The 16,562-nt window shown below is 57.7% G+C and carries 15 protein-coding genes and 1 tRNA gene; 15 read left to right on the forward strand and 1 reads right to left on the reverse strand.

Going from position 1 to position 16,562, the window contains the following annotated elements; all coding sequences use genetic code 11:
* The 5 genes from LN415_07875 to LN415_07895 form a co-directional block, all read left to right on the forward strand.
* On the forward strand, positions 1-291 hold a 291-nt coding region (locus LN415_07875), incomplete at its 5' end, for a hypothetical protein (GenBank protein MCJ2557004.1).
* A 159-nt stretch (positions 292-450) separates the two neighbouring features.
* A complete protein-coding gene (locus LN415_07880; protein ID MCJ2557005.1) occupies positions 451-993 on the forward strand; it encodes an Ig-like domain-containing protein in 543 nt (180 codons plus the stop codon).
* Between the two features lie 136 nt (positions 994-1,129).
* Positions 1,130-2,392 carry a UbiD family decarboxylase gene (locus tag LN415_07885; GenBank protein ID MCJ2557006.1) on the forward strand — a complete coding sequence of 421 codons (1,263 nt, stop codon included), beginning with the start codon at positions 1,130-1,132 and terminating at the stop codon, positions 2,390-2,392.
* 103 nt (positions 2,393-2,495) lie between these two features.
* Positions 2,496-3,206, forward strand: coding sequence for an AAA family ATPase (locus LN415_07890; protein MCJ2557007.1), 711 nt, complete (start codon positions 2,496-2,498; stop codon positions 3,204-3,206).
* Between the two features lie 8 nt (positions 3,207-3,214).
* A complete protein-coding gene (locus LN415_07895; protein MCJ2557008.1) occupies positions 3,215-4,882 on the forward strand; it encodes a DUF835 domain-containing protein in 1,668 nt (555 codons plus the stop codon).
* On the opposite strand, the gene LN415_07900 is transcribed toward LN415_07895, so the two are convergent.
* On the reverse strand, positions 4,883-5,080 hold the full coding sequence (locus tag LN415_07900) for a hypothetical protein (protein MCJ2557009.1): 198 nt from the start codon (positions 5,078-5,080) through the stop codon (positions 4,883-4,885).
* Positions 5,081-5,426: 346 nt separating this feature from the next.
* Between LN415_07900 and LN415_07905 the strand changes: the two genes are divergently transcribed.
* From LN415_07905 to LN415_07950, 10 genes are all read left to right on the forward strand, one after another.
* Positions 5,427-6,182 (forward strand): hypothetical protein, encoded by a 756-nt coding sequence (locus LN415_07905; GenBank protein MCJ2557010.1) that lies wholly within the window; start codon positions 5,427-5,429, stop codon positions 6,180-6,182.
* Between the two features lie 56 nt (positions 6,183-6,238).
* Positions 6,239-8,902: a M6 family metalloprotease domain-containing protein gene (locus LN415_07910; protein ID MCJ2557011.1), complete on the forward strand. Its 2,664-nt coding sequence runs from the start codon at positions 6,239-6,241 to the stop codon at positions 8,900-8,902.
* 15 nt (positions 8,903-8,917) lie between these two features.
* The gene (locus tag LN415_07915; protein ID MCJ2557012.1) at positions 8,918-10,567 is read left to right on the forward strand and encodes a DEAD/DEAH box helicase; all 1,650 of its coding nucleotides are present in this window, start codon (positions 8,918-8,920) and stop codon (positions 10,565-10,567) included.
* 91 nt (positions 10,568-10,658) lie between these two features.
* Positions 10,659-11,087 (forward strand): 30S ribosomal protein S12, encoded by a 429-nt coding sequence (locus tag LN415_07920; protein ID MCJ2557013.1) that lies wholly within the window; start codon positions 10,659-10,661, stop codon positions 11,085-11,087.
* Between the two features lie 127 nt (positions 11,088-11,214).
* A complete protein-coding gene (locus LN415_07925; GenBank protein ID MCJ2557014.1) occupies positions 11,215-11,772 on the forward strand; it encodes a 30S ribosomal protein S7 in 558 nt (185 codons plus the stop codon).
* Positions 11,773-11,781: 9 nt separating this feature from the next.
* Entirely contained in the window at positions 11,782-13,980 is a 2,199-nt protein-coding gene (locus LN415_07930; protein MCJ2557015.1) for an elongation factor EF-2, read from the forward strand.
* Positions 13,981-14,040: 60 nt separating this feature from the next.
* Entirely contained in the window at positions 14,041-15,312 is a 1,272-nt protein-coding gene (tuf, locus tag LN415_07935) for a translation elongation factor EF-1 subunit alpha (protein ID MCJ2557016.1), read from the forward strand.
* A gap of 33 nt (positions 15,313-15,345) precedes the next feature.
* Positions 15,346-15,663 (forward strand): 30S ribosomal protein S10, encoded by a 318-nt coding sequence (gene rpsJ, locus LN415_07940; protein ID MCJ2557017.1) that lies wholly within the window; start codon positions 15,346-15,348, stop codon positions 15,661-15,663.
* A 322-nt stretch (positions 15,664-15,985) separates the two neighbouring features.
* A tRNA-Ala gene (locus tag LN415_07945) sits at positions 15,986-16,059 on the forward strand.
* A gap of 52 nt (positions 16,060-16,111) precedes the next feature.
* Positions 16,112-16,562, forward strand: a 451-nt coding sequence (locus LN415_07950; GenBank protein MCJ2557018.1) for a site-specific integrase, incomplete at its 3' end; no start/stop codon positions are given.

Consider the following 16,562-nt stretch of genomic DNA (forward strand, 5'->3'; position numbering starts at 1 on the left):
CTGGTTCTTGTCATCATCTGCATCTGTCTAGTAGTGCTGGCGACTCGCAGAGCCCGTCCACTTTCCAGATTGGGTCGGGCAAGAAGGACTGTGGACAAAGTCCTGGCTTGGAGTGCCCTTCTTCTTATGGTTGCTGGTTTCTTACTGTCATTTCTTCTTGCTGCTGCTCTGATCGCGGTGCTCTTGGGGACATTTAGTGAATGGGTCGTCATAGTCGTCGCGTTAGTCTTAGTTGCCCTGTTTGCGATCTTTGTTGAGAAGGGACTTGATGGGTCTGAACAGCCGGACTAGAGCGAGGAAGATGGCCGCAGTCTTGCCCCGATCTCAAAGGCTCTGAGGAAATGGTCGCAGTGCATAGGGGAGTGCGACAATCTCTCGGACTGGCAGTGGTTCCACAACAAGGATTATTAGGATGGAGACAGATTCGAATGCAGAGTCGCGGAGGAGAGAATGAGAAAGAGGACGTTGGCTGTGGCACTCCTGATGTTCTTGAGCTTCCTCTTCACGGTCGTCGCTGCAACTCCCTCCGCATCGGCTCAGAATGTTCCCCCGACCTGCAGCATTCGGAATCCGACCCCTGGAGCTTGGGTCGGTGGCGATTGGACGGTTTGGGGCATGGCCAATGACACTGACGGAACGTTGGTGAGTGTGGAAATACGGATAGATGAAGGTCCTTGGTTTGAGGCCAACTGGTCTGAGGTCAACGGCACAAGATTCTGGATTCTTGAATGGGACACCACGGAGGTTCAGGAAGGAGATCACGCAATCTACGCTCGTTCCTACGACGGCGAGGACTACTCTGAAACTGCACAGGTGAACGTGTGGGTTGAACAAGTGCATGGTGACACTGTTCACACTATTCTAGGACTACCTGGCTGGCTGTGGACAATCATCGTTTCTGTGGTCATCGTTGTCATGACTGCAGTTCTGCTTCTTCTTCTCGCTAGAAAGAGAAAACGAGGACAATCTGGGGACGAGACTCCTGAGACTTGAAAAGGGATCCAGTCTATTCTGATTATCGAACATGTCTGACTTCAATGAGAAGAGCGACATTCCAAGCTGAAGTAGAGAGGCTTGCCCTCGGAAAAGATAGAAATAGGAACACCCATTCGGTAGTCGAGGCGGGAATATGGCCATGAGGAGATATCTGGAGCATTTCGAGGATATGCAGGTTGTTGAGGAACCGGTGAAAGACGACTCCTTCATCACAAAGAAGCTGAGGGAGAATCCAACCACCCCGTTCCTGTTCGAGGATTTCAACGGCTTCCGAGTCGCAGGAAACGTCTGGGCGACCCGCAAGAGGATTGCCCGCGCGTTGGACCAGACACCCGAGGATCTCCTTCTGAAGATGCTTGAAGCCATGAAGAATCCCGCGGACTTCGATGTAATCGAGGATGCCCCCGTTCTCAAGAACGTTGTCGAGGATGTGAACCTGACAGAGTCCCCGATCACCAAGTGGTACCCAAAGGACGGTGGAAGATACGTCACATCCGACGTCGTCGTCGCTGAGCTAGGCGAGAAGAGGAACATGTCCTTCCACAGGATGATGGTTCTGGACGAGACGAGGCTCGCAGCACGCGTCGTCCCGAGGCATCTGTACGCGATGTGGAAGGAAGCCATTGAGCGGGGAGAGGAGCTCAAGATTGCCGTGGCGATAGGGCTCTGCCCGTCGATTCTTCTGCCGGCGGGCATGTCCGTGAGCTACGAGACGGATGAGCTGAGGATCGCGGCGGCTCTGAGGCTCGCCACGCTGGGCGAGAATATCGGGGCTACGAGGATCAAGAGCGGCCTCACCGTCCCCGGGTACGCGGAGTACGTCCTCGAGGGCAGGATGATCGACGAGACCGAGAAGGAGGGCCCCTTCGTGGACATCACCGGCACGTACGACATAGTAAGGGACGAGCCCGTCGTCGTGATCGACCGCATCTATCACATGGACGACCCGATATTCCACGCCCTCCTGCCGGGCGGGAGGGAGCACTACCTCTTCATGGGGATGCCGCGCGAACCGCAGATCTACGATAGCGTGAAGAAGGTCGTCCCCAAGGTCGGCGGGGTCCGCCTGACCGAGGGAGGGTGCTGCTGGCTTCACGGGGTCGTCTCCATCGAGAAGCAGGTCGAGGGCGACCAGAAGAACGCGATGATGGCCGCATTCACGGGACACCCGTCCATGAAGCGGATCGTGGTCGTGGACACCGATATCGATATCTACGATGACAGGGACGTCGAATGGGCGCTGGCCACGCGGTTCCAGGCGGACAGGGGCATGCTCAAGGTGAAGGGCGCCCGCGGGAGCTCTCTGGACCCGAGCGCGGGAGGCACGACGACGAAGCTGGGAATGGACGCGACCAAGCCGCTGGGCGGCGAGGGCTTCGACAAGGCTGCCCCGTGACTCTCTTCGGCATCTACCGGTTCCAGACGCGAGGAGAATCGCTGGAAGGATAGAACGATTAAATAGTGGTATCAGGATTCAAACCCGGGAGAAGGGGGAGATCATGGGAAAGGCGCAGAGAATCGGGACGTACGTCGAGGACCTTGACAGGCACATGGAAGGTGGCATTCCGGCAGGCTACACGGTGCTCGTCTGCGGTCCGTCCGGCAGCATGAAGTCGACATTCGCCTTCAATATTCTCTACAACGCGTCGAGGGACAGCGGCATGAGGGGCCTCTACATCTCGATGGAGCAGAGCAAGGAAAACCTCCTGGACCACATGGCCTCGCTGGGCATGGACGTCTCCAAGGCCAAGAACCTGAACGTCGTCGACATGGGTCGCCTCAGGCGGGAACTCGGAAAGGCGAAGTCCGAGGACTGGTTCGACACGCTGTACTCGCAGCTCAAGAAGTACAAGAAGGAGTTCGACTGCGACATCCTGGCCCTGGACTCGCTCGATGCGCTCTACGCGCTCACGGTCCTCGAGAACCCGAGGAACCAACTCTTCCATTTCTTCGAGGACCTGAGGGAGCTGGGGACGACCAACCTGCTCGTGTCCGAGATGCCCCGCAACGACGTCCTCTTCGGCAAGCACGGGGTCGAGGAGTTCCTGTCCGACGGGATAATCCACCTGCGCTTCAGGGAGATAGAAATCGGCAGGACGCCCTCCGTGCGGAGGTACATCGGGATAGTGAAGATGAGGGGAACGAGCCATGACCTGGACTATTATCCCCTCCTGGTCGAGAAGGGAAGGTTCGAAATCGTAGTCGAATAGTGAATGAGATGACGGAGATCTTCGCGGTCCAGTCCTTTGTCGCGCTCGCCGTCAACTCCGTTCTTGGCATTTACGTGATAAGGAAGAACCCGGGCGCGCCCGCCAACCGCTCCTTCGCGCTGCTCATGGCCACTTTCGTCATCTGGGACCTCTCGGAGGGCGTCCTCAGGCTGTCGCCGAACGCCACGGACATGGCCTTCATCAGGCTCTGGGTGAACATCGAGTGGATAGGCATCGCCGCCATCTCCGGAGCCCTCCTGCACTTCATTCTCACCTATCCGAGAAAGCGGGACATCCTGGACAAGTGGTACGCCTACCCCCTGATATACGGCCCGCCGCTCGTGATCATCCTGTTCATCTGGACGACGGACATCGTGATCTCGGGCGTCACGATGGGTTGGATGGGCTACGACGCGAAGATCGTCCCCGCGGGCTATGCAATTCCGGCTGTCGTGTACGCGGTCCAGATATTCCTCGCCCTGGCGATTCTCCTCAGAACGTACACGCGCTCGGCGGGCATCGTGAGGAGCAGGTCCAAGATACTCCTGATGGGTGTGGCGGTGCCCGTCGTCGTGGGCTCGGCCACCGAGGTCTTCCTGCCGTTCTTCCTCGACATGCAGACCCGTATGGGTGCCGGGACGATTTACACGGTCATAATGGGGCTGTTCACCGCCTACGCGATAACGAAATACAAGCTGCTCGTGATAGAGCCGACCGTTGAGGAGGTGAGGCCGGAAGAGCCCGCCTACAGGCTCGAGCTCGATCACAACTACCTCCTGAAGGGCGAGAGCGCGGTCCCCGCCTTCAAGGCGTTCAGGAACATGGTGACCCGGACCCCCGGCCTGTGCATCACGACGACCTATCCGGAGAAGATCCAGAGGAGGTTCGGGATGGAGAAGACCCCCATCATCTGGCTCTCCAAGGTCTCCTGGGACGAGAAGGCGCTGAAGCCCTCCGACCTGGACTTCGAGGTCACTCAGACAATCATAAGATTCGTCAAGGAGAACCCGGAGACGTCCGTGCTCATAGACGACCTGGAATACCTCAAGGCCGTCATCGGGTTCCGCGGGACATCGAAGTTCCTCAAGCACATCTCCGACGTCGTCGCCGCGGAGCATTCGACCCTGGTCGTCCCGCTCGACCCGCGCGCCTTCGACGAGAGGGAGCTGGCGGTGTTCGAGAAGAACTTCGACTTCGTCAGGACGATGAGCGCACCGAGCGTGGAGGCCGTTGGCGGGACGTTCAACTCGTACCTTTGCCTCGGCGAGAGGGGTGAGTGCTACGAGGAGTTCGCCAAGGTCGATGCCCCCAAGCTGCACATAGGGACAACGCACCCGCGGAGGATCGAGAGGCGACATCCGCTGGGAACGTGCGAACACATCTGGCTCACGGAGACGAAGAGCGAGAGGCGGGGTCTCGACCCGAGCCAGCTGAACTACGAGGTCCTCAGAAAGCTGACCAAGTTCTTGGAGGGGCGTCCCGGGAGCGCCGTCTTCCTCGAGGGCGTCGAGTATCTGATCTCCCACAACGGCTTCTCCGATGTGCTCTCCTTCCTGCAATCCGCCATCGACTTGGTCTCGATGTCCGACTCCCGCCTGTACGTGCCCATCGACCGGACAGCCCTGAACGCGGAGCAACTGGCCACACTGGAGAAGAGATTCGACTCTGTCGCGTAGTCACTTCACATCCTGTCGGAGGATCGCCCAGAGCTTGTCCTGAAAATCATACTCGGAGCTGACGAGCCTCCTCATGAAGTTGACGATCTGCCCGTGCGGATCGAGCCCGTTCTCCTTGCAGAACTCCTTGTACGCCCTCAGAATGTCCTCATCGATCCGTATGTTGAACTGAGCCTTCTGAGGCGTTTCCGCGGGCACAGCAGACCTCCGTTCCCTCATTCCACACATAGTATTTCTAAGTTCCTTTTAGTATCAATACGTAGCACTTGCTATGAATTGTAGCAACCTATATATACCGCTAGGCCATTCTCGATTCTGATAACAGGCCGGGGGTGGCAGGATAGAGGAGATCCAGGAGTTACTGGAGCAATTCGACGAGCGATCAAAGACCAATTTCTCTTTTCTCGCTGGCTTCGAGAATCGAGAGTTCCTGTTCCGGAGTCTGGTCGAACTGGACTACAGAACACCGGAGCTCTGGTTGGCGATGGGTCGAGCGAACGAACTAACGACTCTGTCATGCGTTCCCCCGGGATATCGAAGTGAGTTGGTACACGCCAAGAACCTGACAACGCTGATAACCGTGATTTCGGACGACGCGGCCGACAGCACGAAGGACAGATGGACACTGGAGAAGGTCGCAAGCATAGTGATGGCGAAACTGGAGAACAACCCTGTCGTATTCGATGCGTCCAACGAGCATCTTCTGCTCGCGGCATCCAGCTGGGACGAGGTCGTTTGCATCCTCGAAAGTGCCCCCCGCTTTGAGGAGTTCAAGGACCTCTTGCTCTTCGACATGGGTGAGTTGATGCAGTGCCAGAGATTCAATTTTGCTATAAACACGAATCCCCTCCTCTGCAATACGGACGAATATCTGGCATACGGAACGCACAACTTCAACGTGAAACCGCATATGACCATGGATCTGATGTTCTCTCCGGATTTCAGGAGGGAGGACCTAGCTGCGTTCCGAAGAGCGCTCCATCACATCCAGATCGCCATTCAGCTCGTCAACGACGTCCACACCATCGACCGAGAGATAATGGAGGAAGGCTCCTTCGGGAACTACTCGATGATATGGGGCCTGGAAAAGGGAAAGATCTCAATCGACGACATCTACCACATGCGTGCTTCCAAGATCAAGAAGGCATTCCCCCTCCGGGACTTCGAGAAGAAGTGGAAGCGCCACATGGGCAAAGCAAGGGAACTGCTCTCACACACCAGCTCCTTCGATATCGATATCTTTCTGGAATCGGTCCGCGACATCAGGAGGATGTATGAGGCCTCGAGCGGGACCATGTGATAACCGAGCGTCAAGCCTTATATAGAGACCCTCCGATAATCGCGACTAGTGTTCCCATGAGACGCATTCTGGCGGTTCTGCTGGCGACCGTGCTCATCGCCATCCCACTGAACTTCACTATCGAGAACGAGGACCCCGACCCCCCATTCGGGCCCATCCTGATGCCCCCGAACCCTGAGGTGTACGGCTCAACGCCCGCCCCGGAGTTCAGGGAGTATCCGAGGACGAGGGGCACGCGATCGGTCGGAACGGAGGAGATCATTGTCATCCTCGTCGAGTTCACCGACTTCGGCCATCAGGTAACGAACACGCAGGCGAAGTTCCAGACCCTCATGTTCAGCACCACGTCGGGCGAGAGCAGCCTCCACAACTACTACGACGAGGCCTCATACGGTCAGCTGAGCGTCGTCGGTAACTCCTCGGCATGGTACACGGTCTCGAACCCGATGAGCGAGTACGGGGCCGACAGCCTCTCTGGCACGGACGACGCCAACGGACCCGTCTACAGGCTGGTGACGGACGCTGTGCTGCTCGCCGATGCTGATATCGACTTCAGCGAGTACGACAATGACGGGGACGGGATAGTGGACCATCTGGCTGTGGTGCACGCCGGACAGGGACAGGAGTCCTCGCCGAACACCAACACGATCTGGTCGCACAGATGGGCCGTCGTGGACTCGGACATGTCCGCTCCCGGGAACCAGGAGCTCATGGTGGACGGAGTGCAGGTCTACTGGTACACGATGCAGTCGGAGTCCTCCCCGATGGGCGTGTTCGCTCACGAGTTCGGACATGACCTCGGATTGATCGACCTCTACGACACCGAGAGCGACAGCGAAGGTATCGGGCCGTGGGGCCTCATGGGGCAGGGTGCCTGGCTGGGTTCCCCCGCAGGTTCCGAGCCCGCGCATCCGTGCGCCTGGTCCAAGATCGAGCTGGGATGGGTGGTGCCCTTCGAGGTGCTCACACCGCTCGTGGCGGAGGACATACCCCAGGTCGAGACCTCGGGCGCGATCTACAAGCTTCCCATTGCGGACACGCCGGCGGGAGAAGAGTACTTCCTGATAGAGAACAGACAGAGGGTCGGCTTCGATTCCGCGCTCCCGGGAGGCGGTCTCCTCATCTGGCACGTGGACGAGAGCGTGGACAGCAATGACAATCAGTTCCACAGGAGAGTGGACCTGGAGGAGGCGGACGAGGTGAACGGCGAGAACCCGACTCAGGCGACCGACCCTTGGTTCGACTCGGAAGAGGGCTTCACGCCGACCTCCATTCCAGACAGCGGCACCTACGCGAATGCCAGGTCTGGATGGAAGGTGAGGAACATCTCCGCCTCGAACACTACCATGACGGCCGACATCACGCGGGAGGTCGAGGACGACCTGGCTGTCACGGCGGTCACTTCGAAGACGACTGCGGAAGTGGGAGAGACCTTGACGATAAGGGCCACGATCGAGAACAAGGGGACGAACAACAGGACGGATTTCAACGTCACGCTCACGGTCTACGATGAGGCGTACGAGCCGCAGTCGGAGCTGTTCAACAACACGATCATTGTGTCCTCCCTTCTGAGCCGAGCGGTGACGAACCTCACTTGGATGTACACCCCTTCCGACATAGGGAAGATCCTTTTCGAGGTCCTCGTGGACCCTTCGGACGACGAGATACCGGAGAACAACGACAGGATAGTCCATTCAACTGTGAGCACTGTCTACTTCTTCGACGACGTCGAGAGCGGGAGCACGATATGGGAGACGAACTCGGCGGGAGAGGTTTACAGATGGGAGATCGTGGACGACGCAACGGCGGGAGGTGGAAGCTTCAGTACGACGCACTCCTGGAAGCTCGGGTTCTTCGGAGACGGAGGGGGGACACTGCCTTCAAAGCGACTGTACCTGCAGACGGCCAACATCTCGGTCCCGGGAGGGGGGCCCGTGTACTTGAGCTTCTTCCACAAGTACTTCCTCGGAGAGCTACAGGAGCGGGAGGGGTTCGCGATAAGCAAAACGGACCGCTCGAATGTCACAATCTCTGTTGACGGCGGTGCTTGGATAACCCTTGATATGTTCGAGTTCTCGCAGAACTCGTGGGAGCTGAGCCTGTACGATATCTCCTCCGACATCTCCCCCGCGGGGTCGGACGTTCGCATACGCTTTGACATATACGTGAGAGTATTGCCCAAGTCCGGCGGGTGGTGGATCGACGACATCGCGCTGTTGGCGAACCCCCCGCAAGAAGGACTCGTTCTGAGGATCTACGAGGACACGGACAGCGTCAATCCTGGCGGCTACGCCGGATTTCTGTTGAAGCTCACCAACGTCGGGGATACGACCGACACGTTCCGGTTCGGGATAGATGTCCTCATCACCGGATGGAGCGCATACTTGAGCCAGAACGCATCGGATGTGCGACCTGTCGGCGACTTCGAGATGAGCCTGGGAAGGGACGAGGAAGCGATCATATTCCTCACTATCCAGACCGCGGAGGACACGCCGAGGGGCACGGAGCACCTAGCGACCCTGACTGCGATGTCCATGGGGGATACTAGAAAGGAGGACGCGGTCACCTTCACGACCGTGATCAGGCAAGACCCCCTCTTCGAGCTCCTGATGAAGGCGTTCTACTACGGCATCATCTTCCTCATCGTCCTGGTGGTCGTTGCGGTGATCGTGAACGTCCTCAGACAGCACAAGAACAAACCTAAATATCCCGGCTACTGATTCCCTATTGTGTTTGTGGAACATCCTCTTCTCAAGGATGGCTATATCGAGAAGAGGGACTATCAGGTGAACATCGCCAGGTCCTGCTCGAAGAGCCCCACGCTCGTCGTTCTCCCCACGGGGATGGGGAAGACGGTCATTGCCACTCTCGTCATCGCGGACAGGATGGGCGACGGTCGGAAGATACTCCTCCTTGCCCCCACAAAGCCCCTTGTGGCGCAGCACGCGAAGTCGTTGACGACCTTCATGAGGAGCCCGAACCTCGTGCAGTTCACTGGAGAGGTCCCGCCGCCCTCCCGCGTGGACCTTTGGCGGGAACATGATATCATCGTTTCGACTCCCCAGGTCATCGAGAACGACCTGGAATCGGGCCGCATCGACCTGGCGGACGTCTCGCTCGTCATCTTCGACGAGGCCCACCGGGCGGTCGGCGACTATGCCTACGTCCCCATCGGAAGGGCGTGCAAGGAGAGGAAGATGCTCACGCTCGGAATGACCGCCTCGCCCGGGAGCGACCCCGCCAAGATCCTGGAGGTCTGCGATAATCTCGGAATCGTGGGAGTGGAGATCAGGACGGACTACGACCCAGACGTGGTCAACTACATCCACGACATCGACGTCAGCTACATTGGCGTCGAGGTGCCCGAGAACATGAAGGAGATCATCGCCCACCTGAGGAAGGCGCTGGACAAGCAGGTCCAGCAGCTCAGGGACTACGGGTTCCTGGAACCGGACAAGCCCGTGACCCGGAGGGCCCTGCTGGACGTCCAGAAGGAGGTGCAGAGGCGGCTCGCGACCGGGGAGAAGAACTACAAGCTGTACAGGGCGGCGACGCTGCAGGCCATGGCGATGAAGACAGACTATGCGATCGAGTTCGCAGAGTCCCAGGGGATCGACGCTCTGAGGGAGTATTTCACCAGGATGGTTGAGGAGAGCAAGCAGAAGGGCGCCAAGAGGGCGGCGAAGCAGATCATGAAGAGCTTCGAGGTGCTCCAGGCGATGGGTCTGACGAAGGGGGATGACTTCGACCGACCGAAGCTGAGGAAGGTCATCGAGATCCTCACGCGGCAGTTCAGGGACAAGAGGGATTCCCTCGCGATAGTGTTCACCCACTACAGAGACACGTCCGAGACGGTTACGCGGGAGCTGAGCAAGATCGGGGGCCTCAGACCGGTGAGGTTCGTTGGGCAGAGCTCGAGGGGAAAAGATCGGGGCCTCAAGCAGAAGGAGCAGGTCGAGGTCATTCGGAAGTTCGAGAGGGGAGACTGCAACGTGCTTGTAGCCACACGGGTTGCAGAAGAGGGCTTGGACATCCCGTCCACCGATCTCGTCATATTCTACGAGCCCGTCCCGTCAGAGATCAGGATGATCCAGAGAAGGGGAAGGACAGGCAGGAAGAGACCCGGAAAGGTCGTCGTTCTTGGCTCCAAAGCGACAAGGGACGAATGGTATCACCTCTCGGCGAAGAGAAAGGAGCAGAGGATGCACAGAGAGCTCGAGATACTCAGGCAGGAGCTCAAGCAGAGCATCTTCGTGGGCGAACCAGGACAGGAGACCTTCGCCGACGCCGGGGACAGGATCGGCGATCTGAGGAGGAGGCTGGAGAGGAAGAGAGAGAAGCGCACCGCGGAGGACGGGAAGCAGGCCTCGCTGAGCGACTACTAGGAGGCTTCCCGCGACCCGTGCACGGTGCTGCCAGGTCGATTACTCTTATATACAACGTCATCTTTAGACAGAAGAACACGGTGCGAATATCATGGCCAGAGGTCTTTACGCGGGAAGAAAGCTCCAGAAGGACAGGGGCAGGTTCAGATGGAACGATCGCTACTACAAGAGGCGGATGCTCAGACTGAGGGAGAAATCCGACCCGCTGGAGGGCGCTGCGCAGGCCAAGGGCATCGTGTTGGAGAAGGTGGGCATTGAGGCGAAGCAGCCCAACTCCGCAATCAGGAAATGCGTCAAGGCTCAGCTCATAAAGAACGGCCGCCAGATAACGGCTTTCGCGGTCGGGGATGGAGCAATCAACTTCATAGACGAACATGACGAGGTGTTGGTGGAGGGAATCGGCGGTAGAATGGGTCGATCCTATGGCGACCTGCCCGGTGTCAGGTTCAAGGTCATCAAGGTGAACGATGTCTCCCTGGATGAGCTTGTGAGGGGAAGAAAGGAGAAGCCGATAAGGTAGTGGTATTTTGGAAGAGAAGCCTGAGCCCGAACCGCCGAAGGAGACGAAGACTCCCGAACCGCCGAAGGAGACGAAGACGCCTGAGCCGCCAAAGGAGCCCAAGCCCCGCGCGAAGGCGCCATCTGGCATACTCCTGTTCAACGAATATGACCTCTCCGAGGTCGTGATCAGAGATAAGGGCCTCGGGAGGTACATCAACCTCGACCCAGTCGTCATCCCGCACACTTTTGGGAGACACGCGGACAAGCAGTTCGGGAGGGCGAAAACCAATATCATCGAGAGGCTGATCAACAACATGATGAGGACGGGGAGCTACACCGGGAAGAAGAACAAGTCATACGCCGTAGTGCGGAAGGCCCTGAAGATAATCCAGGAGAGGACGAAGACGAACCCGGTCCAGATCTTCGTTCAGGCTCTGGAGAACGCGGCACCGAGGGAGGAAATCACTCGATTGCGCTTCGGTGGGATAAATGTCCCGAGAGCAGTTGATATATCCCCTTCCAGAAGGCTTGACGTGGTCCTCAGGAACATCTGCAAGGGCGCCGTTGCGGCGTCGCATAAGAACAGGAAGCCCGCGGAGCAGTGCCTCGCCGAGGAGATCATGCTGGCCTCGAAGGGAGACATGAACTCGTTCGCGGTATCCAAGAAGGATGAAGCCGAGAGGGTTGCCGCTTCAGCGCGATAGGGATGGATCATGGGAAGAAAGGAAGAGAACATCAGAAAGGCCCAGGCTCTTATGCACGATGTCAGGTTCATACGAAACATCGGGACCGCCGCGCACATAGACCACGGCAAGACCACCCTCAGCGACAACCTGATCGCGGGGGCGGGGATGATGTCCGAGGAGCTCGCGGGCAAGCAGCTACTGCTGGACTACGACGAGCAGGAGCAGGCCCGAGGAATCACCATAAACGCGGCCAACGCATCGATGGTGCATGAATACGAGGGGAGTGAATATCTCATCAATCTGATAGACACGCCTGGTCACGTCGATTTCGGCGGGGACGTCACCCGCGCGATGCGCGCGATCGATGGCGTGATAATCCTCGTATGCGCCGTCGAGGGAGTGATGCCGCAGACCGAGACGGTCATCAGGCAGGCGATGAAGGAGAAGGTGAAGCCCATCCTCTTCATAAACAAGGTCGACCGACTGATCAACGAGCTCAGGGTCGATGCGGAGGAGATGCAGAACAGGTTCCTCAAGATCATTGCGGAGGTCAACGAGAGGATCAAGAAGCTCGCCCCAGAGGAGTTCAAGGAGGAATGGGCGGTGAAGGTGGAGGACGGCAGCGTGGCCTTCGGTTCCGCCTTCTACAACTGGGCGATCTCGGCCCCCTTCATGAAGAGAAGCGGGATAACATTCAAGGACGCCTATGACTACTGCGCGAAGGAGGATCAGAAGACACTGGCAAAGGTCGCCCCCATACATCAGATCCTGCTGGACATGACGGTGACGCACATGCCCGACCCCGTCGATGCCCAGAAGATCAGAATACCACAGATCTGGCACGGGGACCTCGACTCGGACATCGGGAAGTCCATGTACAACTGCAGACGGGACGGCCCCGTGGCCTTCATGGTCACCAAGATAATCATGGACCCTCACGCAGGCGAGATATCCGTCGGCCGCCTCTTCAGCGGGAAGATGAAGAAGGGGCAGATCCTCCACATAACTGGAATGCCCAATCCGAACAGGGTGCAGACCGTCGCCCTTTCCGTCGGAGCGGACAGGATAACGGTGGATGAGATCGATGCCGGCAACATAGTCTGCGCCTCTGGGTTGAAGGACGCGGTGGCGGGCGCGACGGTCTCATCTCTGGAGGACATGGAGGCGTTCGAGAAGATCGTCCATTATTCGGAGCCTGTCGTCACGGTCGCCATCGAAGCGAAGCACACGAAGGACCTGCCCAAGCTGGTGGAGGTCCTACGGATCATATCAAAGGCCGATCCATCGATCCAGGTCGACATCAACCAGGAGACGGGAGAGCATCTCCTGTCAGGAATGGGAGAGCTCCATCTGGAGATAACCGAGTACAGGATAGTCAACGATCACGGCGTGGATATAACTTCCTCCGAGCCCATTGTCGTCTACCGGGAATCCATAGAGGGCAGGGGAGGAGCCTTCGAGGGGAAGTCCCCGAACAAGCACAACCGCTTCTACCTGGAGGTCGAGCCTCTCGAGGAGGAGGTGGTGAGGGCCATTCTCGACGGGGAGATCCAATCGGGCGGCAAGATAAAGCACGCCAAGGAACTTGCGAGGCAGCTCCAGGACATGGGGTGGGACAAGAAGCTGGCGAAGAACGTCTCGGTCATCCACAACACCAACATGTTCGTCAACGCGACCTCGGGGATCCAGTACCTGCACGAGACGATTGAGCTGTGCAATGATGCATTCACGGAGGCGATGGAAAAGGGTCCCCTCGGACAGGAGAGGTGTCAGGGGGTCAAAGTGAAGCTCGTCGACGCGAAGTTGCACGAGGACAGCATCCACAGAGGACCCGCTCAGGTCATTCCCGCCGTGAGATCGGCGATCTACGGAGCGATGTGCCAGGCGGGCAGACTCCTTCTGGAGCCCAAGCAGAAGGTGTTCATCAACGTCCCCCAGGACCTCCTCGGGAATGCTGTGAAGGAGATGCAGACGAGGAGAGCTGTCATCGAGGACATGGGCCAGGGGGAGGAAATGGCGAACATAGAGGCCAAGGCCCCCGTTGCAGAGATGTTCGGGTTCGCAACGGCGATAAGGAGCGCCACGACCGGCAGGGCCTTGTGGTCCACAGAGAACTCGGGATTCGAGAAGCTCCCGAAAGATCTCCAACCCGATGTTGTGAGACAGATTAGAATCAGAAAGGGGCTCAAGCCAGAGCCTTACGATGAGAGGTACTACTCCTCTTGAGAAGGAAAAAGAGATAAATAGAGAGAGGCATTAGGGAGACAACACAAAGGAGATATGAGTATGGCAGAAAAACCCCACTTGAACCTGGTGTTCATTGGCCATGTCGACCACGGAAAGTCCACTCTGGTCGGAAGACTGCTTCTGGATACGGAGTCGATAGAATCGCACGTAATCGAGAAGTACAGGAAGGAAGCGGAAGAGAAGGGAAAGGCGACGTTCGAGTTCGCGTGGGTCATGGACAAGCTCAAGGAAGAGCGAGAGAGGGGCTTGACCATAGATGTGGCCCACAAGAGGTTTGACACCGACAAGTACTACTTCACTATCATTGACGCACCTGGTCACAGGGACTTCGTCAAGAACATGATCACTGGTACGAGTCAGGCGGATGCCGCCGTCCTGGTCGTTTCGGTTCCGGATGGACCGCAGGCCCAGACGAAGGAGCACGTGTTCCTGGCAAGAACGCTCGGCGTGGAGCAGCTGATCGTTGCGATGAATAAGATGGACGCCACGAAGCCTGAGTACGACGAGAAGAGGTTCAACGAAGTGAAGGAGCAGGTAAGCACGCTTCTTAGGTCGGTCGGGTTCAAGGTGGACGAAATACCGTTCATACCCGTGAGCGCCTTCAAGGGCGATAACGCCATAAAGGCGTCTGGTAACCTTGGATGGTACAAGGGACCCACTATCCTCAAGTCGCTGGACCTGATCGTGCAGCCGGACAAGCCCACCAAGCTCCCGCTCAGATTGCCCATCCAGGACGTCTACACCATCACAGGGATAGGAACAGTACCGGTCGGAAGGGTGGAGACTGGTATCCTCTTGCCCGACATGAAGATATCGATGCAGCCAGCCGACAAGGCGGGTGAGGTGAAATCCATCGAGATGCACCACGAGATAATCCCAAAGGCGGAGCCTGGGGACAATGTAGGCTTCAACGTGAGAGGCATTGCGCGGACTGACATCAGGAGAGGAGATGTCGCTGGACCTGCGGACAATCCTCCAACGGTTGCCAAGACATTCACAGCCAGGATCATGGTGCTGAACCATCCTAGCGTCATAACGAAGGGCTACACTCCCGTCTTCCACTGCCACACCGCGCAGGTTGCGTGCACGTTCGAGGAGCTCACGGCGAAGCTCGACCCGAAGAGCGGCGAGACGACGGAGGAGAACCCAGAGTTCCTGAAGACAGGCGATGCGGCTATCGTCAAGGTGAGGCCGACGAAGCCGATGGTGATTGAGAAGACGAGCGAGTTCCCGCAGCTGGGGAGGTTTGCGATCAGAGATATGGGTCAGACCGTCGCTGCTGGCATGTGCATCGACGTGGAGAAGAAGTGATCCTATCTCCTCTCTTTCCATTTTCTGGTTTTTATGATGGCACAAAAAGTGAAGATTTTCTTGTATGGGGCTGACCGCAAGAAGATCGAGCAGGTCTGCCAGCAGATCAAGACCATCTCCCAGAAGACGGGGGTGGCGATGAGCGGTCCCATACCGCTCCCCACGAAGAAGATCGTCGTTCCGTGCAGGAAGAGCCCGGACGGGGAGGGATCCGAAACCTGGGATAGATGGGAGCTGAGAATCCACAAGAGGCTCGTCTTCCTCGACGCCGATGACAGAAGGGCCCTCATGCAGGTCATGAGGATTCCCTATCCAGACGGCGTGCACATAGAGATCGAGCTGAGGTCGTAGTTCACGCAGAACAGTATCCGCTTTTTTCTCAAAATCGCAAGGCGCCGAGCACTGCGAAAACATTCGAAAGGTCACCGCAATAACCAATGGGGGGCTACCAAACGAGTTGCAGAGGAGGGGCCTGCACTTTAACGCAGTACTCGACATTTGCTGGATGCGGTTGCCTTTCCGGCAGCTCCTCATTATAACTACATACGAACTACTATTAAACTCTATCTGCGTGACGGGAACCACTGCTGGGTCAGCTGTCCCCGCCCCAGATCGGACCTGCGGGAACCTGGAGAAAAGGTTTTTAAGCTGCCCTCGCACTAAAGCGCGAAAAGGGCCGGTAGATCAGTCTGGAAGATCGCCACGCTTGCAACGTGGAGGTCAGGGGTTCAAATCCCCTCCGGTCCATACCCTTGACGGTTCAGAACCCTTATCTAGTGGCACTTCTATACCCTATTTGATGGTCGGTAAGAGGGTGGAGAGACTGCTCGAGGACAAAGACGTGCGTCGATGGTTCGAGAACATGTCGAGGGGGGCCCAATCAACCGCTGACAACTACTTGCGTTGCGTAGGCAGGTTCTGCGAGAGGACAGGGACAGCGCCGAGAGAGCTAGTCAAGATGCCGAAGAAGAAGCGAGAGGACCTCATTCATGACTACGTCACGGAAAGGGAAGGCGAGGGAAAGGCAGGGAGCTACATTGAGTCAGAACTCAAGGCCGTGAAGTCGTGGCTTTCGTGGAATGATATCGCCATGAGCAGGAAGATCAAGGTCAAGGGAACAAGAAGCACCCCTTCACTTGCGGAGGAGAGGATTCCTGACCGGGAGGGTCTGAGAAATGTCCTCAATGCTGCCGACCCTAGAGCTCGCGTGGCGGTATCCTTAGTGGCATTCAGTGGACTACGGATACAGG

The sequence above is a fragment of the Candidatus Thermoplasmatota archaeon genome (assembly GCA_022848865.1).
Taxonomy (GTDB): domain Archaea; phylum Thermoplasmatota; class Thermoplasmata; order RBG-16-68-12; family JAGMCJ01; genus JAGMCJ01.

Bases quoted from the DNA above. Each gene is read 5' to 3' on its own strand.
- LN415_07930 (MCJ2557015.1), top strand. From the start codon at position 11,782: ATGGGAAGAAAGGAAGAGAACATCAGAAAGGCCCAGGCTCTTATGCAC.
- LN415_07920 (MCJ2557013.1), top strand. From the start codon at position 10,659: ATGGCCAGAGGTCTTTACGCGGGAAGAAAGCTCCAGAAGGACAGGGGC.
- LN415_07880 (MCJ2557005.1), top strand. From the start codon at position 451: ATGAGAAAGAGGACGTTGGCTGTGGCACTCCTGATGTTCTTGAGCTTC.
- LN415_07885 (MCJ2557006.1), top strand. From the start codon at position 1,130: ATGGCCATGAGGAGATATCTGGAGCATTTCGAGGATATGCAGGTTGTT.
- LN415_07890 (MCJ2557007.1), top strand. From the start codon at position 2,496: ATGGGAAAGGCGCAGAGAATCGGGACGTACGTCGAGGACCTTGACAGG.
- LN415_07910 (MCJ2557011.1), top strand. From the start codon at position 6,239: ATGAGACGCATTCTGGCGGTTCTGCTGGCGACCGTGCTCATCGCCATC.
- tuf (MCJ2557016.1), top strand. From the start codon at position 14,041: ATGGCAGAAAAACCCCACTTGAACCTGGTGTTCATTGGCCATGTCGAC.
- rpsJ (MCJ2557017.1), top strand. From the start codon at position 15,346: ATGATGGCACAAAAAGTGAAGATTTTCTTGTATGGGGCTGACCGCAAG.
- LN415_07895 (MCJ2557008.1), top strand. From the start codon at position 3,215: ATGACGGAGATCTTCGCGGTCCAGTCCTTTGTCGCGCTCGCCGTCAAC.